Genomic DNA, 25853 nt, shown 5'->3' on the forward strand with positions numbered 1-25853 from the left:
CGGCCGGCTTCTTTCGTGTGGCCGACTCAGGCGTCGATCGACTCGCGCGACAGCCGGTCGGAGGAGTCGATGATGAACTCGCGACGCGGTGCGACCTCATTACCCATCAGGAGCTCGAACACACGACCGGCGGCCTCCGCATCCTCCATGCGCACACGGCGCAGCAGACGCCCCGAGCGGTCCATGGTGGTGTTGGCCAGCTGCTCTGCATCCATCTCACCGAGGCCCTTGTAGCGCTGGATCGGTTCGTGCCAGCGCTTGCCCGCCTTGCGGAGCTTCGCCAGCAGCGTGTGCATCTCCTGCTCGCTGTAGGTGTAGATCGTCTCGTTCGGCTTCGATCCGGGGTTGATCACGATGACTCGATGCAACGGCGGAACGGCGGCGAACACGCGCCCGTGCTCGATCAGCGGTCGCATGTACCGGAAGAACAGCGTGAGCAGCAGGGTGCGGATGTGCGCACCGTCGACGTCGGCGTCGCTCATCAGGATGATCTTGCCGTAGCGGGCCGCGTCGATGTCGAACGTCCGGCCGGAACCCGCCCCGATCACCTGGATGATGGATGCGCACTCGGTGTTCGAGAGCATGTCGCCCACGGATGCCTTCTGCACGTTGAGGATCTTCCCTCGGATCGGCAGCAGCGCCTGGAACTCGCTGTTGCGCGCGTTCTTGGCGGTGCCCAGCGCCGAATCGCCCTCGACGATGAAGAGCTCGCTGCGTTCGACCTCGTTCGTGCGGCAGTCGACGAGCTTCGTCGGAAGGGTCGATGATTCCAGCGCATTCTTCCGTCGCTGCGTCTCCTTGTGCGCACGCGCCGACACGCGCGCCTTCATCTCGGAGACGATCTTGTCCAGCAGCTGAGAGGCCTGGTTCTTGTCGTCGCGCTTGGTCGAGCCGAAGCGCTGCGCCAGGTCCTTGCGGATCACCTGGGCAACGATCTGACGCACGGCCGGAGTGCCGAGAATCTCCTTCGTCTGTCCCTCGAACTGCGGCTCGGGCACGTTCACCGTGAGCACCGCCGTCAATCCGGCGAGGACATCGTCCTTCTCGAGCTTGTCGTTCCCGACTTTGAGACGGCGGGCGTTCTGCTCCACCTGCGTGCGGAGCACCTTGAGGAGCTCCTGCTCGAAGCCCTGCTGATGGGTTCCGCCCTTGGGGGTCGCGATGATGTTGACGAACGAACGCACTCGCGTGTCATAGCCGGTGCCCCACCGCAGCGCGATGTCGACGGCGCACACGCGCTCCACCTCGGTGGCGACCATATGCCCGTCGGCCTGCAGGACCGGAACGGTCTCCTTGAAGGTTCCCTCTCCCTGGATGCGCCAGTTGTCCGTCACCGGCGGATCGATCGCCAGGTAGTCGACGAACTCGGAGATCCCGCCCTCGTAGAGGTAGGAGGTCACCGTTCCGGTGGAATCCGCATCCTCGGATCCGAGCTCGGGAGCGTCGGGACGATTCGTCCGTTTGTCGGCGACCTCGATCTCGAGTCCCGGCACGAGGAACGCCGTCTGTCGTGCGCGCGTCTCGAGCTCGGAGAGCTGGAACGCGGCGTCCTTGGTGAAGATCTGCCGATCTGCCCAGTAACGGACGCGTGTGCCGGTCACGCCGCGGGGCGCCTTGCCGATGACCCGGAGCTCGCTCTTCTCCTGGAAGGGAGTGAAGGGCGCGTCCGGACGCTTCTCGCCGGTGTCCGCGAAGATGCCGGGCTCACCGCGATGGAATGACATCGCGTAGGTCTTGCCGCCACGATCGACCTCGACGTCGAGGCGTTCGGAGAGGGCGTTCACCACGGAGGCGCCGACGCCGTGCAGGCCGCCGGATGCGGCGTACGAGCCGCCGCCGAACTTTCCGCCGGCGTGCAGCTTGGTGTAGACGACCTCCACACCGGTCAGGCCGGTGCGCGGTTCCACGTCGACGGGAATGCCGCGCCCGCGGTCGTGCACCTCCACGCTGCCGTCGGCATGCAGGATGATGTCGATCTTCGTGCCGTTGCCGGCGACCGCCTCGTCGACGGAGTTGTCGATGATCTCCCAGAGGCAGTGCATGAGCCCGGGCGACCCGTTCGACCCGATGTACATCCCTGGGCGCTTGCGGACGGCCTCGAGGCCTTCAAGCACCTGGAGATGATGGGCGGAGTACTCGGCATTCACAATCTCCGAGTCTAATCTCGCGAGGCTCTCCGGCTCCGCAGACACTCCCCGGGAAAGAGGACCCGGAGGGGAGCGCGTACGCGCTGAGCGAAACACGCCGCAAACCGGGCATGCCTACAGGTGGATCGTGGTTGTATTGTTCAAATCCCCCAGCGAAGCCGACACCCGAGGAGGCACCGAGATGAACGCAACGACCGAACGTGACACCTCCACCGTCGAGTTCCGCCTGACCGCCATGGATCGTTGTGATTCATGCGGCGCTCAGGCGTATATCGCCGCTGAGGTCAACGGATCCGAGCTTCTGTTCTGCGCCCACCACGGGCGCAAGTACGAAGAGAAGCTCCGCAGCATCGCCACCAGCTGGCACGACGAGACCGCGCGCCTCGTCGAGACGGTCTGAGCGAACACCGACTCCTGTCGCTGAGTTCGATCAGCTGACACTGGCCGGCAGGCGCTGATCAGTCGGCGACGACCCTTCGCACGCGCGGCGTGAGCCGGGTGAGGATCTCTTCTCCCACGGTATCGATCCGCTCGGCGAGCGTCGTCGCCGAGCGCTCACCATGGTCCCCCGGGCCGAACAGCATGACCTCGTCACCGACGCGCATTCCGGGCCACCCTTCGACGCTCGACGACGTGTGATCGACCGACAACAGCGTGCGCGCTCCACCGGGGGTGCCGACGAGGCTTCCGGACAGCGTCGAGGGAAGTCCGTCGAAGCTCCCGATGCCGATCGTCACGCGATCGCCATCGAGGTCGGTGACCGTCGCGATCAGGCTTGCCGCCGGACGGATTCCCTCGAGTTCCGGGCCGTCCGCGGATCGGATTCCATAGCAGAACGCTCCTATACGTGAGACCGTTCCCCGCAGCTCTGGGCGCCACCACGAGGCTGCTGACGCGGTCAGGTGCAGTGCAGCGGGGATCGCGCCGGACTCCCCCACGATGCGGACCGCATCGAGGAACGCCTGTTGGGCGATGTCGTCGTCAGCGTCACTCGCCTCGGCGATATGGCTCCATACTCCGTCGAGCTCCAGGAACCCCGCCTGCTCGGCCCGTCGCGCTTCGACCACCGCCGATGCCCAGTCCTCCGGCAGTATCCCGTTGCGGTGCAGCCCCGTGTCGATCTTCAGGTGCACGCGGGCCGCAGTTCCGAGCGCCTCCGCGCGCGCGATGATGCGCCGCAGGTAGTCGATCGTGCCGACACCGAGGTCGATCCGCTGCATCATCGCATCGTCGATCTCGGCATCGGTCGACGTCGCCCATGCGAAGATCCGGGCGTCGCCGCCGGCGATCCTGCGCACGGAGAGTCCGGTGCGGATGTCGTAGCTGCCGAACCAGTCGACGCCCGCATCCAATGCCGCGTCCACCGCCCAGGAGAGTCCGTGACCGTACGCATCGTCCTTGAGCACGAGCATCAATGTCGACGGGGCTACTCGCGCGCGCACCGCAGCGATGTTGGCTCGGAAGATGGCGCTGCTCAGACGTATCTCGGGACGGCTCATGCCTCCCACCCCCGCACGGCGTGCGCGCCGGCGACCGTGATCAGCTCCGCTGGGCTCATCCCGGTGATGTCTGCCCAGCGCGAGACGCCGGAGGCTGCCGGCCCCTCGCCCCCGAAGTAGGTGACCTCCGCGTTCGCAACGACGTCGGCACCCTGCAGGTCTACCACGCAGACGTCCATGGCGACTCGTCCGACGATGGGCCTGGCCACGCCATCGATCTCCACGTCGGCGTGATTGCCCAGCGCCCGTACGACGCCCTGCGCGTACCCGCCGGTCACGAGTGCCACGGTGGTCTCCTGAGCCGCGCGATATGTGTAGCCGTAGGAGACGGCGTCTCCCGAGCGGAGGCGCTTGGTGGACAGAACACGACCGGTCAGCCGCATCACTGGACGGGTCGCGAGGCTCGCCGACGAATCAGGAAGCCCGTAGAGGAGAGCCGAGTCGATATCCGGCTCAGCGACGGTGACACCGTGGATTCCCTCGAGCTGCAATGCCTCGACCTCACCCTGTGCATCGACGAGCACATGCTCGGCACCGGCTGCGGTCACGACCTGAGCGACGGCGAGGACACCGTGCCCCCACGCGTCGCGGCGGAGATCGGCCACGCGACCGCCGGCTGCCACCGCCGCCGACGCTCCTGCCGCAAGGGCGGAGCGGGAGATCATCGCACGCGGCAGGGAGCTGGAAGTCGTGTCACACACGTGTTCCAGCCTAGCTTCCGGCTCCCAGGTCGGCCTCCCCGGCCCCCGTAGACTGGTGGGGACCCCGACCCTGGAGCCTCATGTCTCGTCTTTCCCTCGCGCCCCGCATCCGCTACCTGATGGGACGTGCCCGCCGCATCGACGTCGGATCGGTGGTGGAACGCGCCAAGGAGGCATCCGAGCAGCACCACAAGGCGGTCCCCGCGATCGTCGTCGACATGCTCTGGTCGGCCGCGCGCCACAACGTCGGGTTCCAGGACTACATCGACTACGACTTCGCCATGCTGACGAAGGCCGAGCGCGAGACCTATATGACTCACCCGGTGTCGAACCAGCTCTCGCAAAAGTACGACCACCCGGACTACCGCTGGATCTTCCAGGACAAAGTGGAGTTCGACAAGCAGTTCTCCGAGCACCTGCACCGCGAGTGGATGATCGTCGAAGAGGGCAACGCTGACGCCGTCCGAGAGCTCACGCAGCGCCTCGGCACGATCGTCACGAAGGAGCCGGTCGGACAGGCCGGCACGGGAGTCCACCGCTACCACGCCGCCAACATCGAGGACTGGAACGAGTTCCACCGGGGACTGCTGGCACGGGGTGAGCTGCTCATCGAAGAAGTCATCCGTCAGCACGATGCGCTGGCGGCCGTCTGCCCCGGCACCGTGAACACGACACGAATCACCGCCTTCTTCGACGGTGAGAAGGCGCACATCCTCGCGATGGCCCAGAAGTTCGGTCGCGGCGCGGTGAGCGATCAGATGACGTTCGGCGGCTTCTACACGATGCTCGATGAGAACGGTCATGCCGTCGGCGCCGGCTACGACTCGCACGGACACGTGCATGAGACCCATCCGGACTCGGGCTTCCGCATCGCAGACTTCCAGCTGCCCTACATGGACGAGGTGCGCGCGTTCATCGACAAGGTCGCCCGTGTCGTGCCGCAGGTGCAGTACGTCGGCTGGGACATCGTCGTCTCACCGGACGGTCCCGTCCTCGTCGAGGGTAACTGGGGAGCCGGTGTGTACGAGAACAAGCCCAGCGTCACGGGCATCCGCACGGGCCACAAGCCCCGCTACCGCGAAGTCATCGGCTTCTGAGAGCAATGAAGAAGGCCCCGGATGCTGAGTATCCGGGGCCTTCTTCGTTGTTCTGTGTGAATCAGTCCGTGCGACTCAGACCGCGCGGACGATGCCGAGCGGCGTGGACTCCAGCCCCTGTCCCAGCGGGTTGTCGCCGAGGATCTTGACGAGCCGACGCTCGCCGTCCTTGTCGAGCGTCGAGCCGAGGATGTTGCCGCCGAGGTCGTTGATGTCGACCACCGCGACCTCCGCCTGTCCGCCGATCAGCGTCTTCAGATGTGCAGCGACGCCGTCCGGGTCCTTCGGGCCGAGCACGACGGCCTCGTTGTACGGAGGGATGGTGTGCTTGGTCGGACCGTCGATCGCGCGTGCCTTGTCGCCCGCGATGCGGTAGAAATCACCACGACGACCGAAAGCCTTGGTGACTGCTGCCACGGCGGACGCGAACAGGATCCGCGGAGTACCGCACTCCCGCAGCGCCATCTCCATGGTCTCCGGCATACCGAGCCCGATGCCGTACGGCGTACGGGTGACGTACTTGGAGAGGAACAGAGCGAGTTTGCGCGGCGTGATCTCGTCGAGACGGTACGAGCGCCCCTGCGTGATCGCCACGATCTTCTCGGTCACGAACAGCAGGTCGCCCGGCTGTACGGCGTCCTTCGCGTACTCCGTGATGATCGCGTCGAGGTCGTCCTCGGGCATGACCACGCGGGTGCGCAACGGGATGCGCGCATAGCTCTTGCCGTCGACGTTCGCCTCGAGCGCCTTGCCTTCGTTCGCCTGGCTCATTCGAGGTAGTCCCGCAGGGACTGCGAGCGACTCGGGTGACGCAGCTTCGCCATGGTCTTCGACTCGATCTGGCGGATGCGCTCACGCGTCACACCGAACGTGTCGCCGATCTGGTCGAGGGTCTTCGGCTGACCGTCGCCCAGGCCGAAGCGCATGCGGATCACGCCGGCCTCGCGCTCGGAGAGCGAGTCGAGCAGCTGCTCGAGCTGACGCTGCAGCATCGTGAAGCCCACGGCATCGGCGGGGACCACGGCCTCGGTGTCCTCGATGAGGTCACCGAACTCGCTGTCGCCATCTTCACCCAGCGGGGTGTGCAGGGAGATCGGCTCGCGGCCGTACTTCTGCACCTCGACGACCTTCTCCGGCGTCATGTCGAGTTCGCGGCTGAGCTCTTCCGGAGTGGGTTCGCGACCGAGGTCCTGCAGCATCTGACGCTGCACTCGGGCGAGCTTGTTGATGACCTCGACCATATGCACCGGGATGCGGATCGTGCGCGCCTGGTCGGCCATGGCACGGGTGATCGCCTGACGGATCCACCAGGTGGCGTACGTCGAGAACTTGAAGCCCTTGGTGTAGTCGAACTTCTCGACCGCGCGGATGAGACCGAGGTTGCCCTCTTGGATCAGGTCCAGGAACTGCATGCCACGACCGGTGTAGCGCTTGGCGAGCGAGACGACGAGGCGCAGGTTCGCGCCCAGAAGGTGGCTCTTGGCGCGCTGACCGTCACGGGCGACCCACTGCAGGTCGAGGCCGAGCTGGCTCGTCTTCTCGGCCGCAGACATGGCCGACAGCTTCTCCTCGGCGAAAAGACCCGCCTCGATGCGCATCGCGAGCTCGACCTCTTCGGCCGCGTTCAGGAGCGCGACCTTTCCGATCTGCTTCAGGTAGTCCTTGACGGGGTCGGCCGTCGCACCGGTGATCTGCGTCGAGTAGACGGGAACGTCCTCATCGTCGTTCGACGAGATGACGATCGCGCCGGTCGGCAGCGGCTCGGTGAACTTCGGCTTCGCGTCCTCGTCTTCGTCGTCCTCCACAGCAGCTGCTGCGGGCGCCTCGTCTTCTTCGACGACGTCCTCGGACTTCTTCTTCTTGACGGGGGCGCGCTTCGCGGCCGCACGCTTCGCCGCACTCAGGGGCGCGGGCTTCTCGGGCGCATCGGCCTCGACCGGAGCGTCGGCGGTCGTCTCTTCGGCAGCCTTCTTCGTCCGGGTGTTCTTCGTCGTGGCAGGAGTCACGTTTCGCCTTTCACGGAGCTGCTGTGTAGCCCCGGGACATTTCGGACACTAGTAAGACCCTTGTCAAGTCCAGCGCTCGAAAACACTGATTGACAACGGGTCAGAGTCCTAGTATCGCACACGTGTGGCGATGCAGACGCATTCCGACGAAGTTCTCGTGGATCCGTCTCAACCGCGGCCGGGCTTGTCCTCATCGCCCGACGGACGCGAGGCCAGATAGCGCTCCAATTCGGCCGCGAGTTCATCGGCGCTGGGGAGGTCGCGCTCACTGAAGCCACCCTCGTCGTAGGAGTCGTCGTCAGGGTTGCGTCCCGCCATGTAGGCGTCATAGCGACGCTCCAGGTTGTGCACCATCTGCTGCAGCTCGTCGTTGCCCGCCACCTGCTCGTCGACGCGCGTCAGGTAGTCCTCGCGGCGCTCCTGCACGGCGTCCAGCATCAGCACGAGGCCGGTCGAGGCCATCAGCCTCTCCGCCGCGGCGATGACCGCATCCGGGTTCTCGGTCTCCGCGAGGTAGTGCGGCACGAGCAGGACGAAACCGACTGCGCGGTCGCCGCGCTCGACGAAGCGGAACTCGAGGAGGTGACCCGCGGTCGCCGGCACCTGCGTGCGCGGACGCCACACGGAATGTGCGACGGTCAGTTCGCGGCGGTTGCCGCTGACCGTCGTGCCGATCGGGCGTGTGTGCGGCACGGGCATCGCGATCGAGTGCACCCAGTGCAGACCTGAGACCTCGAACTCGGTGGCCAGGGCGAGAACGGTGCTCGCGAAGAGGTTCCACGCGAAGTCTGGCTCGTAGCCGGCGAGGAGCAGGAAGGGACGACCGAGCGCGTCCGTTGCGAGCGACAGCTCGAGCCGCGGTGGCGTGAACTCGGTGAGGTGGTCCTGATCGAATGAGATGACCGGGCGACGTGCGCGGTAGTCGAGCAGCGCGTCGTTCTCGAACACCACGATGGGCTCCGGCGACGCGGTCTCCCGGAGGTGATCGATCAAGCCGGACACCGCGCTGCCTGCGTCCGTGAAACCGGTGAGAAGCAGCACCAGGGGCAGGCCGTGCGGCACTGTCGGCGCATTCGCGACGCGTTCGTGGATCTCACCGGAGAAGGGCATGCCTCCATGCTACGAGCAGGGCCGGATACCGGGGCCCGGAGCATCATGCTGAGAGCGAACACGCGCAGGGAGGGCGCGCGACCATGCTGCGGCGGAGATCCTAGGATGGAGACATGACGCTTCCCGTGCTCTCGCACACCACCGCTCAGTTCCCCGGAAGCGCTGCAGATGCCGCAGTGCTCGTCGTCGCCGCTCTCCCCGATTCGGCGGATTCCCTGGCCGGCTACCCCGGCCTCGCCGACGCGTTGGCCGGCATCGGATTCACCGGCTCCGCCGGATCCTTCGCCCGGGTGTACGCCCCGGAGGTGACCTCGCTGCCGTTCGCCGTCGTCGGCGCCGGAGCCCAGCCCGACGCCGCAGCGGTGCGCAACGCGACCGGCACGGCACTGCGCACGCTCACCGGCTTCGAGCACGTCGCGGTCGCCCTTGCCGAAGGCCTCGAGCCCTTCGCCGCGGCAGCAGCGGAGGGAGCAGTGCTCGGCGGACACAAGTTCGACGGCTACCGCACCGAGAAGGGCAAGGCACGTGCCACTGCGGTGACCCTGCACGCCGTGCTCGACGACGCAGACGCCGAGCACGCCCAGGTCATCGGCGACGCGGTCGCTCTGATCAAGGATCTCGTGAACGTTCCCGCCGAGTGGCAGAGCCCGGCACAGCTCGCGCAGAGCGCGGCCGACAGCGTCGCAGACCTCGACGTCACCGTCGAGATCCTCGACGAGGAGGCCCTCGCCGAGCAGGGGTTCGGCGGCATCCTCGGCGTGGGGCAGGGCTCGGACCGTCCCCCGCGACTGGTTCGTCTCGACTACTCCCCCGCCGACGCGACGCGACACATCGCCCTGGTCGGCAAGGGCATCACGTTCGACACCGGCGGCCTGTCGTTGAAGCCCGCGGCGTCGATGGTCGGCATGAAGTTCGACATGGCGGGCGCCGCGACCTCTCTCGCCGCGATCCGCGCGATCGCCACGCTCGGACTTCCCGTCCATGTGACGGCGTGGCTCTGCATCACCGACAACATGCCCTCGGGACGGGCCCTGCGCCCCGGCGACGTCATCCGCATCCTCGACGGCACCACCGTGGAGGTCCAGAACACCGACGCCGAGGGGCGACTCGTGCTCGCTGACGGACTCGTGGCGGCAAGCCGCGAGAACCCGGACGTCATCATCGACGTGGCCACCCTCACCGGTGCCATCGTCGCTGCGCTCGGCCACCGGCACACCGGCGTCTTCGGCGACATCGAGACGGTGTCCTCGTTCATCTCCGCGACGGCGCAGGTCGACGAGGCGGCTTGGCACATGCCGCTGCCGGAGTACATGGAGGAGTCGCTCGAGTCACCCATCGCCGACCTGCAGAACGCGAACATGGGCGACCGGATGGGCGGCGCCTCGTACGCCGGATTGTTCCTTCGTCGTTTCGTCGGGCGCACATCGGACGCCGAGGACGCCCCGCGCATCCCCTGGGTGCACCTTGACATCGCGGGGTCCGGCGAGCATGCCGGTGCCCCCTACGGCTTCACTGAGAAGGGTCCCACCGGGGCGATGGTCCGATCGATCGTCGCCTTCGCCGCAGCATCCCACACGGAGGCATGACATATGACAACCCACACCTACGACATCGTCGTCCTGGGCGGCGGGAGCGGCGGTTACGCCGCAGCATTGCGAGCCAGTGAGCTCGGCAAGTCCGTCGCACTGATCGAGAAGGACAAGGTGGGCGGCACCTGCCTTCACCGCGGATGCATCCCGACGAAGGCGCTGCTGCATGCGGCAGAGGTCGCCGAGCATGTGCGCGACGCCGCGTCCGTCGGCGTGAAGGCGACGCTCGACGGCGTCGACCCCGCCGGTGTCCGCGCGTATCGCGAAGGAATCGTGGCCAAGAAGTTCAAAGGTCTCGAGGGTCTCGTCAAGGCACGCGGGATCACGACCGTCGCCGGACTCGGCCGCCTGAACCCGGACCGCAGCGTCAGTGTCGGAGATGACGTGTACGTGGGCACCGATGTCGTGCTCGCCACCGGCTCATACAGCCGCTCGCTTCCCGGCCTCGAGATCGGCGGACGGATCCTCACCAGCGAGCAGGCACTCGCCCTCGACGTGATCCCGGAACGTGTACTCATCCTGGGCGGTGGTGTGATCGGCGTCGAATTCGCGAGCGTCTGGCGCTCGTTCGGCTCCGAGGTCACGATCATCGAGGCTCTGCCGCACCTCGTCCCTAACGAGGACATCGCGCTCAGCAAGGGCCTGGAGCGAGCCTTCCGCCGCCGTGGCATCCAGTACTCCCTCGGAACCCGCTTCCAGAGCGCAGCACAGGACGAATCCTCCGTCACCGTCACGCTCGAGGACGGCACGCAGTTCACGGCCGACTACCTCCTCGTCGCCGTCGGCCGCGGTCCCGTCACTGCCGACCTCGGCTTCGAAGAGGCCGGGGTGACCCTCGATCGCGGCTTCGTGATCGTCGACGAAGACCTCCGGACCGGTGTTCAGGGGCTCTGGGCAGTCGGCGACATCGTGCCCGGACTCCAGCTCGCTCACCGAGGATTCCAGCAGGGCATCGCGGTCGCCGAGCGCATCGCAGGTCTCTCACCGGCCCACATCCCCGACCTGCAGATCCCCAAGGTCACGTACTCGAGTCCCGAGGTCGCCTCCGTCGGGGTGACCGAAGAGGCCGCAGCCGACGAACACGGTGCCGACGCGATCGTGGCCTACGAATACAACCTCGCCGGGAACGGAAAGAGCGAGATCATCGGAACCGGTGGTCTCGTCAAGGTCGTCCGCCTCAAGGACGGCCCCGTCATCGGCGTACATCTGCTCGGCGACCGTGTCGGCGAGCTCATCACCGAGGGGCAGCTCGCCGTCGCCTGGGAGGCGCACCCGGAGGACATCGCTCCCCTGATCCACGCCCACCCCACCCAGAGCGAGGCGCTCGGCGAGGCCTTCCTCGCCCTGGCCGGCAAGCCCCTGCACGCCCTCTGAGCACCAACCGGTGCCCGAGTCACTAAGCTAGACAAGCGTCATACAACTTCCTGAAGGAGACTCAGTCATGAGCACATCCGTCGTCCTCCCCGCTCTCGGCGAGAGCGTCACAGAGGGTACGGTCACCCGCTGGCTCAAGCAGGTGGGAGACACCGTGCAGGCGGACGAGGGCCTGCTCGAGATCTCGACCGACAAGGTCGACACCGAGATCCCCTCCCCCGTCAGCGGCGTGATCGAGGAGATCCTCGTGGCCGAGGACGAGACCGTCGAGGTCGGCGCGCTTCTCGCGCGCATCGGCGATGGCAGCGCCGCAGCTCCGGCCGCAGATGCTCCGGCCGCCGCAGCGCCCGCCGCTGATGAGGCACCGGCCGCAGAGGCCCCCGCCGCCGAAGCCGCTCCCGAAGCTCCCGCACCGGCTGCAGAAGCACCGGCGCCCGCCGCTGAAGCCGCGCCCGCGGGCGACGCGACGGATATCGTGCTTCCCGAATTGGGCGAAAGCGTGACTGAAGGAACCGTCACTCGTTGGCTCAAGCAGGTCGGCGACAGCATCGCCGTCGACGAAGCTCTTCTGGAGATCTCCACCGACAAGGTCGACACCGAGATCCCGTCGCCGGTCGCCGGCGTGCTGCAGGAGATCATCGCCGGAGAAGACGAGACCGTCGCCGTCGGCGCGGTGCTCGCACGCGTCGGTTCTGGCGCAGCACCCGCTGCTGCTCCGGCGCCTGCTGCTGAGGCGCCCGCCGCTGCACCGGCCCCGGCTGCTGCACCGGCCCCCGCTGCTGCACCGGCCCCCGCTGCTGCACCGGCCCCCGCTGCTGCACCGGCCCCCGCTGCCGCACCGGCTGCTGCACCGGCCGCCCCGAAGCTCGCGCTCCCGACCGAGAACGACAACCTGTACGTGACCCCGCTCGTGCGCCGCCTGGCGTCCCAGCAGGGCGTGGACCTGGCTACCGTCACCGGAACAGGTGTGGGCGGACGCATCCGCAAGGAAGATGTGTTGAAGGCTGCGGAGAGCGCGACAGCAGCACCCGCTGCGACCGCCGCTGCCCCTGCTCCGCTCGAGGTCTCGCCGCTGCGCGGTACGACGCAGCCGATGTCGCGTCTGCGCAAGGTTCTCGCCAAGCGCGCCGTCGAGTCGATGCAGCAGACGGCTCAGTTGACCACGGTCGTCGAGGTCGATGTCACGGCTCTCGCGGATTACCGCGACAGTGTGAAGGCCTCGTTCCTGGAGAAGACCGGCGACAAGCTCTCGTTCCTGCCCTTCTTCGCACTCGCCACGGCGGAAGCGCTGCAGGCGTTCCCGATCGTGAACGCGACGGTCGACGGCGAGAACATCGTCTACCCGGCGAGTGAGAACGTCTCGATCGCTGTGGACACCGAACGCGGCTTGCTCACTCCGGTCCTGCGCGATGCCGCGTCGAAGAACATCGCGCAGATCGCACATGAGATCGCCGATCTGGCCGCACGCACGCGCGATAACAAGCTGAAGCCCGATGAGCTGGCCGGTGGCACTTTCACGCTGACCAACACGGGTTCGCGAGGCGCCCTGTTCGACACCCCGGTGGTGTTCCTCCCGCAGTCCGCCATCCTGGGTACCGGCACGGTCGTCAAGCGTCCGGGTCTCGTGAAGGTCGGGGGTGCAGATGCGATCGCCGTCCGGTCGTACGTGTACCTCGCGCTCTCCTACGACCACCGGATCATCGACGGTGCAGATGCAGCGCGCTTCCTGGGTGCGGTGAAGGCCCGCCTCGAGTCCGCGCAGTTCGCCGCGCAGCTCGGCGCCTGACCACGAGAGTCATCCTGGCTGGTCCGCGACGTCATAGACGTCGCGGACCAGCCATTTCTCGTCGGAGCGGATGAGGACCACGATCGTCTGATCGGAACCCTCGCCCTTCGTCGCTCCCGGCCCGTCTTCCGGCCCGGTCGCCCGGAGACGCGTCACCGCCACGTCTCCGTACTCGTCCACGAGCTCCGGCGTCGAATGCGCGGAGGGCACCACGCCGAGAGCATCGATCACCCCCACCGCGTCCCCCGCCACGGCCGCTGCACACGACGTGTCGCCCTGCGCACGGCAGTCCGCGATCGTGCGGAGGAGCGAGGAGACCGCCGCAACAGGATCGTCCTCCGCCACGGGCTCGTCCCTCGGGGTCTCCTCCTCTCCCGTACCTCCTGTCGCGGACGGTGTGGGCTTCGGCAGCGCTCCTCCGGCCGACGGCGACGGCTGCGTCGGGGAACTGCCGCCAGCCGCATCCCCCGCCTTTCCCGATGCTTCGCCCTCGGGCCAGAGCAGCCCCGCCGCGAGCACGATCACCGCCGCCGCCCCCGCGACGAGCAGAGAGCGCCGACGCAGGTGCCCGGCAGCGGCGGATCTCACGGAGCCTCGCTGCTGCGGCCCGTTTGTCGCAGCACGGTTCCGTCTCACCGCTTCCCCCCACGCAAGGGTCTCGCGGACAGACGCGTACACCGCGTCGCGGATCGCCCTCAGCCCCCGAACCCCACGACGTGCTTCGCCGGTGCGGACCCGATCCGCGCGAAGACGAGGTGTGCTCTCACGCTCGAGGGGCGCCCGCGGGGCGACCGTACGAGCGAGATCCCGTGCCCGCCCCGGAGCCTGGAACTCTCGCGCGAGCGGCTGGGGCGCAGCGACGTCGAGCATCGACTGCTCCCACGATTCCGTGAGCCTGCGTGGGAGGCGCGGCTGGGTGAGTGTCTTCCGCAGCCCCTCGTCGATCACCCCCAGCGCCCGTCGGAGCACCTTGTCAGAGCTCTGCTCCGTCAGATGCTCCAGGATCTCCAGGACACCAGCCCTGGCACCGGGGCCGCGCCCCACGACGAAGACCGGACGGCCACCATCCGTGATCCACCACGTACCGGTACGGACGCCGTCGACGCCCTCTCCCAGCTCGTCGAGGCCTCGCAGAAGACTGACGACGAGGGTGCTGGATTCCCCGGGTGCGATGCTCCCGCCTCCCGCTGAGCGACGGACCAGGAACCCCAGCACTCGATCCGTGCACCAGGGAAGCAGGGCGTCGTGCCCTCCCCTGCGACGACAGACATCGATCGGAGCCGCGATATGTTCGGCTCCGGAGAACCGCCACCCCGCCCACCCGCCGAGAGTCGCCGCATCCACCCGCACCGCGACACCCTCGCCGTGAGTGACGAGTGTTCCCGCGAACGGCCCCTCCGTAGGATCGAGTGTCCTCACCGCGCGATGCGCCCCCGGTACGAGCGGCGTCCCCCCGCCGTCGTCGATCGCGTTGTCGTCCATTCCTCCATCACAGCGCAGGGATCACAACGATCGACCGCCTCTGCGGCAATCCGGACGGATTCCGCCCGGGGTCACCGATGTGGAGGAAGAGTGGACCACCCTCTGCTCCGCTTCGCGCGAACGCCGACATCACGACGCCGCCAGACTCGGTAGGCTGGTCCTCATGGCAAAGCGTGCTCCTGAACCCGAAAAGCGTCCTGGGTTCTTCTCCCAGATCAAGTCCCTCTTCCGGTTCACACGTGAGGCCTACTCGTGGCTGCCGTGGGCGCAGGCCGCGATCCTCATCGGCGGCGTGCTTCTCGGTCTCGTCGCCGGGTACCTGATCCCGCCGTTCCAGGTGTGGACCCTCGTCCTCTGGGGCATCACCGGTCTGATGCTGGGCATCCTGGGCGCCCTGTTCCTCATGACGCGACTGTCGACGTCCGCCATGTACAGCAAGATCGACGGCATGCCCGGTGCGACAGGCCACGTGCTCAGCACCAGCCTGGGTCGCAGCTGGCAGGCATCCGAGACGCCCGTCGGCATCAACCCGAAGACGCAGGAAGCGGTCTACCGCACCATCGGCCGCGGTGGCATCGTCGTGGTCGGCGAAGGCGCGCGCGGCCGGCTGACCCGTCTCGTGAACGAAGAGCGCAGCAAAGCCCAGCGCGTCGCGCACGGCGTCCCCGTCACCGTCCTCTACGTCGGACACGGCGAGGACGAGGTGGCGATCGCCGATCTCTCGAAGACCATCAAGAAGCTCCCCAAGGCGATCGACAAGGCCACGATGGCCGCCGTCATCCGCCGCGTGGACTCGGTTTCGCAGTCGCTGTCGTCACTGCCGATCCCGAAGGGCATCGACCCGACGAAGGTGCGCTCCCAGCGGCCTCGTTGAGCACTCGCACACGCCAAGAGCGCGGCCGTCCTCCTACGAGGACGGCCGCGCTCTTTTTCACTCGGAGAGCGGCTGCCGGGGCAGCCGACGGACCTTCGCGCGACGACGACGACGTTCCGGAACCATCGAGCGCATCTCGTCGAGCTTCCCGAAGCAGAACAACCGATCATCGGCTTCCAAGACCACGTGTTTGCGCGGGTTGGGAATGACGCTGACGCCACGGTGCAACGTGAGAACAGTGATGTCCCGCTCCCAGAGACCCGCCTCGCCCAGCGTCTTCCCGACCAAGTCGACGGCGCCGTGGACCATGAGCTCGGCGACACCGTACCCCGTCGAGACCGTCAGACGCTGCCGGACATCAATCTCGGGGAAGGCGACCTGGCCGGCGATGTAGTCGATGATGGCGCCGGCGACGTCGAGCTTCGTGGCCGTCTCGATACCCTGCAGCCCCGGCGAGGAGTTGACCTCCATGACGAGCGGACCGTCATCGCCTTCCAGCATGTCGACGCCAGCCACGCGCAGGCCCATGATCTGGGCGGAGCGCACGGCCGCGCGCTCGTACACAGGGTCGAGCTCGATCGCCTCGACCGATCCGCCGCGGTGCACGTTCGATCGGAACTCGTCTCCGGCCGCTGAGCGTCGCATGGCGGCGACGACACGGTCACCGACGACGAGAGCCCTGATATCGCGCCCCCGACTTTCCGAGATGAACTTCTGGATGAGCACGTTCTGCTTGGTGGAGTGCAGCGTCTCGATGATCGCCTCGGCGACCTTCACCTGAGGAGCGAGGATCACCCCGATCCCCTGCGTGCCCTCGAGAAGCTTGATGACGACCGGGGCTCCCCCGACGCGCTCGATCGCGGGTCGGACGTCCGCGCGGTTGCGGACGAAGGCGGTCGGCGGCATCGCGATGTTGTGACGCGAGAGGATCTGGTTCGCGCGCAGCTTGTCGCGGGCGCTCGAGATCCCGTTCGCGGTGTTCGGGGTATAGACGTCCATCTGCTCGAACTGTCGCACGACCGCTGTGCCGAAGTACGTGATCGAGTTGCCGATGCGCGGCAGGATCGCGTCGTAGTCGCTGAGCTGGCGCCCTCTGTAGTGCAGGTCCGGTTCATCGGCCGTGAGGTCGATCGCGAAGCGCAGCGTATTGAGCACCTTGACGTTGTGCCCACGCTGGAGCGCGGCTGCACGCAGACGCTGGGTGGAGTACGCCTGCGGCGCGCGGGAGAGCACTGCGATCTTCACGGGGGATTTTTCCTGCCAGGATGTATCAGGTGAGTAGGACTACCCCCCATTCAAACACCCTTACGGGGTGGCGAGAATGGGTGAGCCTGCCCGATCTCGGAGTCGACTGGCTCAAAGCCAAGATCGACACGGGTGCGCGCACTTCATCTCTCCATGCTTTCGACATCGTCGAGTTCGAACAGGATGAGCAGCCCTGGGTCCGCTTCAAGGTCAAGCCCTGGCAGGACAGCCAGGAGGACGCGGTCGTCGTGGAGTGCCCGATCCATGATCGTCGCGCGGTGCGGAGCTCTTCCGGTCACGCCCAGGAGCGCCTCGTGGTCGAGCTCCTGATCCGTCTCGTGGATCGCGAAGTGCTGGCGGAGGTCACCCTGAGCAACCGCGACGAGATGGGCTTCCGGATGCTCATCGGGCGTGAGGCCCTGCGCCGGGGCTACGTCGTCGACCCCGCGCGCTCCTTCCTCGGCGGACGGGCGCCTCGCGAAGCACGTCGGCGCAACCGCGGCCGCGACTGACTCCGCCCCTCGGAAGTCAGGTGCGGATCAGAACCGTACCGACCGCCTTGTCGTGCAGACCTCGCTGATCGGCGTCCCAGATCACGGCCGGTACGACGACGACGAGGAGAAGCGTGCGGACGATCGGACGCCACAGCCCGACCCAGCTGCCGTCCATACGCGCCAGACGCATACCGAGGATGCGGTGTCCCGGGCTGCCGCCGGCGGTCGGGATGAAGACGATCTGCAGGACGGCGAACACCAGCATCGGGGCGAACTGGCTCAGACCGGCCTCGGTCGGCAGCGCGAACTGGTCGAATCCGAGGAATCCCGTGGCGATGATGGTCGCCGCCGTGTAGTCGATCAGGAGTGCACCGATGCGGCGTCCGGGACGGGCGATGCTCCCGGAGCCGGATTCGGGGAGTCCGAGTCGTTCACCGGGGTACGCGTTCACTGCATCCGTCACTCCCCCAGCCTACCGAGCACGAAATGCCGCACTGACGCCCTCGCGCCTGTAACACGCCCGAAACAAAGCGGATACCGTAGAGAAATCCCCCGTCCGTACTCTGCAGAGTGGCCGTGAAGCCATCGATCCGCATTACAGGAGTCGTACATGTTCAAAGATTCGTCCGAGGTACTGACCTACATCAAGGAGAACGACGTCAAGTTCCTTGACATCCGTTTCACCGATCTCCCGGGTGTACAGCAGCACTTCAACATTCCTGCATCGACGGTCGACGAGGCTTTCTTCACCGACGGTCAGCTGTTCGACGGCTCCTCGATCCGCGGCTTCGCGAGCATCCACGAGTCCGACATGCAGCTCATCCCCGACGTCACGACGGCGTACGTCGACCCGTTCCGCGAGGCGAGCACGCTCGTCATGCTGTTCGACATCTACAACCCGCGCACCGGCGAGATCTACTCGAAGGACCCGCGTCAGGTCGCCAAGAAGGCCGAGAAGTACCTGACCTCGACCGGCATCGCCGACACCGCCTTCTTCGCTCCCGAGGCCGAGTTCTACATCTTCGACGACGTCCGCTACAACGTCACGTCGAACTCCAGCTTCTACAGCGTCGACTCCGAAGAGGGGGCCTGGAACACGGGCCGCGAGGAAGAGGGCGGAAACCTCGGCAACAAGACCCCCTACAAGGGCGGCTACTTCCCGGTCAGCCCGGTCGACAAGACCGCCGACCTCCGTGACGACATCACCCTCAAGCTGATCGACGCCGGCTTCATCCTGGAGCGCTCGCACCACGAGGTCGGCACGGGCGGCCAGCAGGAGATCAACTACCGCTTCGACACGATGGTCCACGCGGCGGACGACATCCTCAAGTTCAAGTACATCGTGAAGAACACCGCCGAGGAGTGGGGGAAGGTCGCGACCTTCATGCCCAAGCCCCTCTACGGTGACAACGGCTCGGGCATGCACACCCACCAGTCGCTGTGGAGCGACGGCAAGCCGCTGTTCTACGACGAGGCCGGCTACGGCCAGCTCAGCGACATCGCGCGCTGGTACATCGGCGGCATCCTGGCCCACGCGCCCGCACTGCTCGCCTTCACCAACCCGACGCTGAACAGCTACCACCGTCTGGTCAAGGGCTTCGAGGCTCCGGTCAACCTGGTCTACTCGGCCGGAAACCGCTCCGCCGCGATCCGCATCCCGATCACGGGCTCGAACCCCAAGGCCAAGCGCATCGAGTTCCGTGCGCCCGACGCCTCGGGCAACCCGTACCTCGCCTTCGCCGCACAGCTGATGGCGGGCCTCGACGGCATCAAGAACCGCATCGAGCCGCACGAGCCGGTCGACAAGGACCTCTACGAGCTTCCGCCCGAGGAGGCCAAGGACATCCCGCAGGTCCCGAACTCGCTGCTCGACTCGCTCGACGCGCTGGCGGCCGACCACCAGTTCCTCCTCGAGGGCGGCGTGTTCACCAAGGAGCTCATCGAGACCTGGATCTCCTACAAGTACGAGAACGAGATCCTGCCGATGGCCCAGCGCCCGCACCCGTTCGAGTACGAGCTGTACTTCGGCGTCTAGTCGGATGACGCGGAGGTCCGGGGCCTAGCCCGCAGGAAGTCCGAGTTCGAGAGAGCCCGCCCAGCGTTGCGCTGAGGCGGGCTCTTTCGTGCGTCCGAGCCGGGTGCGGATGTGGCTATCCGTCCCATGACGTGGCGCGGATGTCGCGGAGCCCATCGGGCGACGCTCACACAGAGACAGGCTCGGCGGCAGGCCCTGTCAGTGCGTTCTCGGCGGGCTCCGGAACGAGGTGGAGACCGCCGGGCGAGTTCGCCGTGAATGCGAGCGCCTCGGTCCACGCGCGGCTGATGGAAGGCTGGCGGCTCCCGGCGAACTTGAACACCAGCGCACTTCCGGGATGAATCCACACCGTGGTCCGCCCGCCGCCGACGGATTGGTCTTCACGCCAGGTGAAGGCGAAGGGCTCACCGCGGCGCAGCTTCGTCGACATCACCAGCTGCAGATGCAGGAGGGCACGGTCCTCGATCTCGACCTTCGGCCCGCCCTCGTAGATGAACTTTCCCACGTCACTGTTCTCCGTTCTCACGTCGTCGCGCGTCGTCATCTGGATGTGTGGCCGCTTCCCGGCCGGTTTCATGACCGTCGAGAGTCGCTCTGAGCTCGGCGTTCTCGTCTTCGAGACCCATCACCTTGCCGATACCGGTGAGGTTGACGCCGTCGGTCTGCAGCGTCGAGATGCGGCGCATGCGGTCGATGTCGTCCTCGCTGTACCGCCGTGTTCCTCCCTCGCTTCGCGCGGGAAAGACGAGGCCCTTTCGCTCATAGAGCCGCAGGGTCGCCGGGGGCAGATCGAGGAGTTCGGCGGCGATGCCCATCGTGTACACCGGTCGACTGGGTGGCGTCGTGGTCATGACAGGAATTCTGCTCCGCCCCCTTGCATTTGGTCAACCCCTAGGTGTACAAAATATGCATCAACTGATCCACATCTATCCGGGTTGCGGGGCCGATCCTCTTTCGGTGCCGCGACGGTAAGCGACGACAGGTATGGAGGTGATGTTCCGTGGCAGCGAGCTGCCTGATCGACGACGCGATGGCGTTCGCCGACATCGTCTATGCCGATGCGGACCTGCTCCTAGCGGAGTTCGAACAGGTCGTGTCCGACCTGCTCATCACGGTATCGACGTGCACGGCAACGGCTCCACCGGCGGTCGGCGATCACGCCACCGTACGGCGATGTCTCACGGCAGGCGCCGAGAGCCCTCGGCCCGAAGAGCTTCCGGAGAGGGTGCGTGCGCCCCCCCACTCGACGCGGCCGTCGAGGCCGCCGTCATGACCACCCTCATCGGACGGCTCGTCACGCCGTCACTCACCGGAAGGAGAAACCCCACCATGTCGATGTCATTCGATCCCTTCAGCCAGCTCGACCGGATCGCGCAGAGCGTATTCGATACCAGCCGACAGCCCCGCCTGATGCCCGTCGACCTGTTCCGGGAAGGCGACCGGTACGTCCTCAATGCTGACCTTCCCGGCGTCGATCCGGGCTCGGTCGACGTGGATGTCGACGGTCACCTGCTGACGATCCGTGCGGAACGAACGGAAGCGAACCGCGACAACTCGCGCTGGCTGGCACAGGAGCGCCCCTTCGGCTCCTACGTCCGCCGCTTCACCATCGGTGACGACGTCGATGCGCAGGGCATCAGCGCGACATACGACAACGGCGTGCTCAGCGTTGTGATCCCGATCGCCGAACGCGCCAAGCCGCGCAAGATCCAGATCGAATCGATGGGCGCTCACGGCGCCAAGGCCGTCACCGCCTGATCCGAGCTGAGGTCACGAAGAAGATCGCCGTCGTGGGTGGTCGCCGGCATGCCGGCGGCCACCCACGACGGCGCATCGATCCCACGTTCCGCCCACACTTCCGCAGAGGTCAGTTCGTGTATCGCACGTCGACCGAGTGGATCTCGCCGGTGAAGGGGAACGGGGCGCGGTCGAAGTAGTCGAGCGAGACCGACCCCCCGAGACAGACGCCGATGTCGAGGCAATCGTTCGCGGTGAACAGCAACGGGACGCTCACCGGCACCGTGCCGGTCGCGATCTGCCGTCCACCGATCGAGATGTCGATGCGAAGGGGGCCCGTCGGCCGGGGATCGATGTAACTGGTCTCCACGACGATCCTGGCGCTCCCGGCCGCCACACGCTCCGAGGATCGGATCTTGGTCCGGTGGATGATGAACGTGTTGTATTCGTAGCAGAGGTAGCCGTCGTCCAGGTAGCAGGTGAGTCCGCCACCCGCGCCGCCCAGTGCGTAGAGCACGCCGTCGGCCTTCTCCGGCAGGTCGGCGTCGATCGTCACGGTGTTCGCCCGATTACCCAAGGCCGGTGCGATGAACTCCGGCATGCGTCGAAGGCTGCCGGTGAAGTTCCAGCGCCGATACGGCGTCGATATCCGGAACTCGGGATGATAGATCGGCACCCACAGACCGCCTCCGACCGGGTAGACGCTGTTCTTCGCGGCCTCGATGGCGAAGAGCTCTTTGAGCTGGGCCAGCTTCTCCGGATGCTCGTCGGCGAGGTCGTGCGCCTGTGTCCAGTCCTCGTCGAGGTGGTACAACTCCCAAGTGTCGTGGTCGGGCGTCCAGTCGGCGATCCCTTCCGGCAGCCCGGGAACCCAGGGCGCCCGCGGACCGAAGGCCGATGCCATCCAGCCGTCGTGGTATATCGCCCGGCTGCCGAGGATCTCGAAGTACTGCGTGCGGTGCGTCTCCTCGGCTTCCGCGTCGGTGAGTGCCGCGGCGAAACTGGATCCGTCGAGGGGATCCTGAGGCACGCCGCCGACCTCGCGGGGAGGATGGATGCCGAGAAGATCGTAGATGGTGGGAACGATGTCCGTGCAGTGCACGAACTGCGAACGAGGCGTGGCATCGGGCGTGATCCGCGCCGGCCATCGCACAGCCATCGGGTTGCGTGTGCCACCGAGATGCGAGGCCAGCAGCTTCATTCCCTTGTAGGGGGTGCTTCCCGCCCAGGCCCAGCCCGCGTGATACATGTTGTCGGCCTTCGCCGTGCCGAGGGCGTCCAGACCTCCCATCTCGTTCATGGCCTCGACGTGCATCTGCACGGTCGAGGGGATGCCGTTCTGCGCGAGGAGCTCGCTGATGGTGCCGTTCTGCCCTTCGCCGGAGGAGCCGTTGTCTCCCCAGATGTAGAGGATCAGGGTGTTGTCTCCGTATCCGAGCGCCTCGATCTCATCGATGACCCGCCCCGCCTGCACGTCGGCGTGTTCACCGAAACCGGCGGCCACTTCCATCAACCGAGCCTGGAACTCCCGCTCGTCCTCCGGAATGTCATCCCACGCCGGCATACGCGGATCCCGCGCCGTCAGCTCTGCAGAACCGGGGATCCAGTTCTTCTCCTTCGCGCGCTCGAAGACCCGCTCTCGGTAGGCATCCCAGCCGCCGTCGAATCGTCCGGCGTACTTGTCCGCCCACTCCTTCATGATGTGATGCGGCCCGTGCATCGCGCCGGATGCCCAGTACAGGAAGAACGGCGTGTCGGGCGCGAGCGCCCTGTGATCGCGGAGCCACCCGATGGCGTCGTCGGCGAGGTCTTCGCTCAGGTGGTATCCCTCTGCGGCCGTCTTCGGCGGGGGGACGCTCGTGGTGTTGCGCACCAGGTGCGGCTCGTACTGCGAGGCCTCACCGGCGAGGAAGCCGTAGAAGTACTCGAACCCGATGCTGGACGGCCAGTTGTGGAACGGGCCCGTCGCTCCGGTCTCGATCGCGGGCGTGTTGTGCCACTTGCCGAATGCCGCCGTCGAGTAGCCGTAGTCCTTCAGCATCTCTGCACCCAGGGCACTGGAGCGGGGGATCTCGCCCGCGTAGCCGTCCCAGTCGTTGGCGAGCTCGGCTATCTGACCGTTGCCGATCCGGTGGTGATTGCGACCGGAGAGCAGCGAGGCGCGCGTCGGCGAGCACATCGCCGTGGTGTGGAACCGGTTGAAGCCGATTCCTTCGTCGATGACCCGGGACAGGGTGTCGGTCTTCACCTCGCCGCCGAAAGTGTCGGGGAGTCCGGGGCCGGCGTCGTCGATCAGGACGATCAGGATGTTGGGGGCATCGTCCGGAAGTCGTGACGGCGGGACCCGCTGGCCGTACACGGATTCCTGCATCGTCCGCCCGGCGATGCTCGCGGACGGCGTCGGAGGGAAGGGAAGGACATCTTGCGGATTCATGAGGGAGACCTTTCAGCGGGTGGCGGATCTAGGCCTGCGCCACGACGAATCGGCGACGCAGCGCATCGAGGTCAGCGAGGTGGAGTCCGAGGCCTTCCGTCGCATAGCCCTCGACGCTGCCGAACCGTGTGCGCGCCTCGTCGATCGCGGCGTCGAGGTACTCGCCGCGCACCCCGAGCACGGGCAGCAGCAGCTGTGTATCGACTCCCCTCTCGGTCGCCGCAGCGAGGAGCGGCTGCAGGGCCGGAAGCAGATCGGCGTTGGTCTCCAGATAGTCGGCACGCACGTCGTCATCGCTCACGCCCAGCAACAGCAGCAGTGACGCCGCGGCCCACCCCGTGCGGTCCTTGCCGGTCGTGCAGTGGAACAGCGCCGCACCGGACCGCGTGGGATCGATGAGATCAAAGTAGAAGGACCGGTACGCAGCGAGTGCGGAGGGCAGGCTCACGATGTTCCGATACGACTCCCGCATGAGAGCGGACCCGCGTCCCTCGCGGAGTGAGGCGGCGAGACCTGCGGGGTCGCTCGCGAGTCGGTCGACCCCCGCTGCGACGTCGGTGGTGCTGTCGGCCAGCACATCCAACCCCACGAGCCTCACGCCGTCGGGAAGCTGATCGGGTGACGTGCTGCGCTCACCGACGGTCCGCAGGTCATACACGGTGGTGATACCGAGGCGACGGAACGCTTCCCGGTCATCGTCCTGCAGCCGGGCGAGAGTCGCCGAACGATAGATCACGCGAGCACGTACGACGCCACCCGTTGTCGGCAGCCCGCCGAGGTCACGGAGGTTGGGGGCGCTGCGCAGCGCGATCCGGCGATCGGTGGTGGTCATCCGGGTCTCCCCCCGTCGGTGACAGCCGCTGCTGTCGTCGTCATTCGTCGGACTCGATCGCCCGGGGCCGCGGAGCGACCCAGCTGCCGTCGAGCACGGCGGACAGCGGTCGATAGAGTCGCAGCGTGTAGTTCCAGCCGGGCATTATGGGCAGTGCATTCGGCGCCCCGGCGGGGTGTGCACCGAAATGGATCGTCACTCCCCCGTCATCGTCTGTGACGGCTGTCAGGCTGTTGATGCTGTTCACTCCGAGCTCGTTCTCCTCGAAGTATCCGGCCGCGTTGTAGAGGGACACCGACCAGAACGCCTCGACCGGCACGTCCTTCAGGCCGAGACGGTAGTCGGCGACGGGTAGCCCCTCGTCCACGCTGATGTAGGTGGCCTCGTACTCGGGCAGGCCGCCCCACCCACCCGCCGTGCCCAGCAGGTGCATGACGGGATCGACCTCGTCCCTGGCGCCGAACGCGCGGCCATAGGTGGAGATACCGCGTCCGAGAACGAGCAGCGCTTCGCGCGTCTCGATGTGTGACGGCACGTCGTACGCCCGCAGGGGGAAGTCCTCCCCTCCGCCACCCACCAGGCCGAGCCGGTCCTGCAGCCGGTTGACCTTCGCGACGTCCTCGGCATCGTTTGGATCGACGAGGATGCGGATCAGGACCGCCGCGTAGTCGGTACCGACCTCTTCTCGGGTGAGCAGGTGCTCGCCCGGCTCGCTCAGCAGGTACGCGGCATAGTGATCCTGATTCACGACGAACGCGGAGATGTAACGACCATCGGTGTCCGGCAGCACGAGCGCGACCCCCTGACGCACATCGACGATGGCGCTGCTGTAGAGGGTGTCGCGATTCTGGCGGATGATCGGCTGCTCGTCGAGAGAGGTCAGCCCCCGCGTGTGGTTCCACGTTCCGAGTCCGACCCCCGCGGCGAGGCGCGAGAACATCAGATCGGACTCGGCCCGGGCGAAATTGCCGATGTTCACCTTCGTGGCGGACATGTCGTTCCTTCCTGTCGCGAGTCGGCGAGTATCAGGCGAGGGCCTTGGCCTTCAGGACCTCGAACTCCTGTGCACTGATCGACCCGGCATCACGAAGCGCTTCGGCGGCGGCGATCTCCTCGGTGGGCGTCTTTCCTGCCACCTGGCGGATGTACGACGCTGTCGCATCCTCTGCCTCGCGCGCTGCTCTGCTGCTCCGCTCGGCCATCCCCTGTCCACGAGCGATCAGGTAGACGAGAACGGTGAGGAACGGGAGGAAGATCAGGAAGACGACCCAGACCGCCTTCCACCACCCGCTGAGACCACGGTCGCGGAACAGGTCGCCGATGATCGCGGACAGCGCGAACAGGTAGCCGATGAAGACGGTCGCCCACAGCATCCAGCCGAGCGTTTCCCAGAAGAGCATGTCTGTTGAAT

At 66.8% G+C, this 25853-nt stretch carries 24 protein-coding genes; 9 read left to right on the forward strand and 15 right to left on the reverse strand.

The window, feature by feature from the left end; all coding sequences use genetic code 11:
* Positions 1-26 precede the first annotated feature (26 nt).
* Positions 27-2147 carry a type IIA DNA topoisomerase subunit B gene (locus ACFVWL_RS16445; RefSeq protein WP_387184996.1) on the reverse strand — a complete coding sequence of 707 codons (2121 nt, stop codon included), beginning with the start codon at positions 2145-2147 and terminating at the stop codon, positions 27-29.
* Between the two features lie 181 nt (positions 2148-2328).
* On the opposite strand from ACFVWL_RS16445, the gene ACFVWL_RS16450 reads away from it, so the two are divergent.
* On the forward strand, positions 2329-2547 hold the full coding sequence (locus ACFVWL_RS16450) for a hypothetical protein (RefSeq protein ID WP_021200689.1): 219 nt from the start codon (positions 2329-2331) through the stop codon (positions 2545-2547).
* Between the two features lie 58 nt (positions 2548-2605).
* Here ACFVWL_RS16450 and ACFVWL_RS16455 read toward each other — a convergent pair whose 3' ends face one another.
* On the reverse strand, positions 2606-3646 hold the full coding sequence (locus ACFVWL_RS16455) for an alanine racemase (RefSeq protein ID WP_387185000.1): 1041 nt from the start codon (positions 3644-3646) through the stop codon (positions 2606-2608).
* Complete coding sequence (locus ACFVWL_RS16460; RefSeq protein ID WP_387185002.1) at positions 3643-4347, reverse strand: alanine racemase; 705 nt, start codon at positions 4345-4347, stop codon at positions 3643-3645. Before ACFVWL_RS16460 ends, ACFVWL_RS16455 begins: the two co-directional genes overlap by 4 nt.
* 80 nt (positions 4348-4427) lie before the next feature.
* On the opposite strand from ACFVWL_RS16460, the gene ACFVWL_RS16465 reads away from it, so the two are divergent.
* Positions 4428-5444 (forward strand): sugar-transfer associated ATP-grasp domain-containing protein, encoded by a 1017-nt coding sequence (locus ACFVWL_RS16465; RefSeq protein WP_387185005.1) that lies wholly within the window; start codon positions 4428-4430, stop codon positions 5442-5444.
* Positions 5445-5519: 75 nt separating this feature from the next.
* Here ACFVWL_RS16465 and ACFVWL_RS16470 read toward each other — a convergent pair whose 3' ends face one another.
* From ACFVWL_RS16470 to ACFVWL_RS16480, 3 genes are all read right to left on the reverse strand, one after another.
* Complete coding sequence (locus tag ACFVWL_RS16470; protein WP_387185008.1) at positions 5520-6215, reverse strand: coenzyme F420-0:L-glutamate ligase; 696 nt, start codon at positions 6213-6215, stop codon at positions 5520-5522.
* Complete coding sequence (locus ACFVWL_RS16475; protein WP_105670126.1) at positions 6212-7450, reverse strand: RNA polymerase sigma factor; 1239 nt, start codon at positions 7448-7450, stop codon at positions 6212-6214. Before ACFVWL_RS16475 ends, ACFVWL_RS16470 begins: the two co-directional genes overlap by 4 nt.
* Positions 7451-7618: 168 nt before the next feature.
* The gene (locus ACFVWL_RS16480) at positions 7619-8560 is read right to left on the reverse strand and encodes a proteasome assembly chaperone family protein (protein ID WP_387185011.1); all 942 of its coding nucleotides are present in this window, start codon (positions 8558-8560) and stop codon (positions 7619-7621) included.
* A gap of 113 nt (positions 8561-8673) precedes the next feature.
* Between ACFVWL_RS16480 and ACFVWL_RS16485 the strand changes: the two genes are divergently transcribed.
* The 3 genes from ACFVWL_RS16485 (at position 8674) to sucB (ending at position 13309) form a co-directional block, all read left to right on the forward strand.
* Entirely contained in the window at positions 8674-10146 is a 1473-nt protein-coding gene (locus tag ACFVWL_RS16485; protein WP_387185014.1) for a leucyl aminopeptidase, read from the forward strand.
* Positions 10147-10149: 3 nt separating this feature from the next.
* A complete protein-coding gene (gene lpdA, locus ACFVWL_RS16490) occupies positions 10150-11523 on the forward strand; it encodes a dihydrolipoyl dehydrogenase (RefSeq protein WP_387185017.1) in 1374 nt (457 codons plus the stop codon).
* Positions 11524-11590: 67 nt separating this feature from the next.
* Complete coding sequence (gene sucB / locus ACFVWL_RS16495; RefSeq protein ID WP_387185019.1) at positions 11591-13309, forward strand: 2-oxoglutarate dehydrogenase, E2 component, dihydrolipoamide succinyltransferase; 1719 nt, start codon at positions 11591-11593, stop codon at positions 13307-13309.
* 9 nt (positions 13310-13318) lie between these two features.
* On the opposite strand, the gene ACFVWL_RS16500 is transcribed toward sucB, so the two are convergent.
* Positions 13319-14791, reverse strand: coding sequence for a hypothetical protein (locus ACFVWL_RS16500; RefSeq protein WP_387185022.1), 1473 nt, complete (start codon positions 14789-14791; stop codon positions 13319-13321).
* 163 nt (positions 14792-14954) lie between these two features.
* Here ACFVWL_RS16500 and ACFVWL_RS16505 point away from each other — a divergent pair, with 163 nt between their 5' ends.
* Positions 14955-15665, forward strand: a complete 711-nt coding sequence (locus tag ACFVWL_RS16505) for a DUF4191 domain-containing protein (RefSeq protein ID WP_387185025.1) — start codon at positions 14955-14957, stop codon at positions 15663-15665.
* A gap of 57 nt (positions 15666-15722) precedes the next feature.
* On the opposite strand, the gene ACFVWL_RS16510 is transcribed toward ACFVWL_RS16505, so the two are convergent.
* The gene (locus tag ACFVWL_RS16510; RefSeq protein ID WP_029265073.1) at positions 15723-16910 is read right to left on the reverse strand and encodes a RimK family alpha-L-glutamate ligase; all 1188 of its coding nucleotides are present in this window, start codon (positions 16908-16910) and stop codon (positions 15723-15725) included.
* A gap of 20 nt (positions 16911-16930) precedes the next feature.
* On the opposite strand from ACFVWL_RS16510, the gene ACFVWL_RS16515 reads away from it, so the two are divergent.
* Positions 16931-17422 (forward strand): ATP-dependent zinc protease, encoded by a 492-nt coding sequence (locus tag ACFVWL_RS16515; protein WP_029260308.1) that lies wholly within the window; start codon positions 16931-16933, stop codon positions 17420-17422.
* A 16-nt stretch (positions 17423-17438) separates the two neighbouring features.
* Here ACFVWL_RS16515 and ACFVWL_RS16520 read toward each other — a convergent pair whose 3' ends face one another.
* Positions 17439-17867, reverse strand: a complete 429-nt coding sequence (locus tag ACFVWL_RS16520; protein WP_387185028.1) for an RDD family protein — start codon at positions 17865-17867, stop codon at positions 17439-17441.
* Positions 17868-18014: 147 nt separating this feature from the next.
* On the opposite strand from ACFVWL_RS16520, the gene glnA reads away from it, so the two are divergent.
* The gene (gene glnA, locus ACFVWL_RS16525) at positions 18015-19439 is read left to right on the forward strand and encodes a type I glutamate--ammonia ligase (protein ID WP_029262830.1); all 1425 of its coding nucleotides are present in this window, start codon (positions 18015-18017) and stop codon (positions 19437-19439) included.
* A gap of 166 nt (positions 19440-19605) precedes the next feature.
* On the opposite strand, the gene ACFVWL_RS16530 is transcribed toward glnA, so the two are convergent.
* Both ACFVWL_RS16530 and ACFVWL_RS16535 read right to left on the reverse strand, forming a co-directional pair.
* Positions 19606-19944 carry an ATP-dependent DNA ligase gene (locus ACFVWL_RS16530; protein WP_387185032.1) on the reverse strand — a complete coding sequence of 113 codons (339 nt, stop codon included), beginning with the start codon at positions 19942-19944 and terminating at the stop codon, positions 19606-19608.
* A 1-nt stretch (position 19945) separates the two neighbouring features.
* On the reverse strand, positions 19946-20290 hold the full coding sequence (locus ACFVWL_RS16535) for a MerR family transcriptional regulator (RefSeq protein WP_387185035.1): 345 nt from the start codon (positions 20288-20290) through the stop codon (positions 19946-19948).
* A gap of 478 nt (positions 20291-20768) precedes the next feature.
* Here ACFVWL_RS16535 and ACFVWL_RS16540 point away from each other — a divergent pair, with 478 nt between their 5' ends.
* Entirely contained in the window at positions 20769-21197 is a 429-nt protein-coding gene (locus ACFVWL_RS16540; protein ID WP_387185345.1) for an Hsp20/alpha crystallin family protein, read from the forward strand.
* Between the two features lie 109 nt (positions 21198-21306).
* Here the strand turns inward: ACFVWL_RS16540 and ACFVWL_RS16545 are convergent, their stop codons facing one another.
* From ACFVWL_RS16545 to ACFVWL_RS16560, 4 genes are read right to left on the reverse strand one after another with little or no spacing between them, the layout of a single operon-like run.
* Positions 21307-23610: an arylsulfatase gene (locus ACFVWL_RS16545; protein WP_387185038.1), complete on the reverse strand. Its 2304-nt coding sequence runs from the start codon at positions 23608-23610 to the stop codon at positions 21307-21309.
* Between the two features lie 28 nt (positions 23611-23638).
* Positions 23639-24442 (reverse strand): tyrosine-protein phosphatase, encoded by an 804-nt coding sequence (locus tag ACFVWL_RS16550; protein WP_387185040.1) that lies wholly within the window; start codon positions 24440-24442, stop codon positions 23639-23641.
* Positions 24443-24482: 40 nt separating this feature from the next.
* Positions 24483-25436 (reverse strand): DUF1214 domain-containing protein, encoded by a 954-nt coding sequence (locus ACFVWL_RS16555; RefSeq protein WP_387185043.1) that lies wholly within the window; start codon positions 25434-25436, stop codon positions 24483-24485.
* A 31-nt stretch (positions 25437-25467) separates the two neighbouring features.
* On the reverse strand, positions 25468-25842 hold the full coding sequence (locus tag ACFVWL_RS16560) for a hypothetical protein (RefSeq protein WP_387185044.1): 375 nt from the start codon (positions 25840-25842) through the stop codon (positions 25468-25470).
* Positions 25843-25853 lie beyond the last annotated feature (11 nt).

Origin of the sequence: Microbacterium sp. NPDC058269 (assembly GCF_042881445.1) — a bacterium.
In the GTDB taxonomy this organism is placed as follows: Bacteria; Actinomycetota; Actinomycetes; order Actinomycetales; family Microbacteriaceae; genus Microbacterium.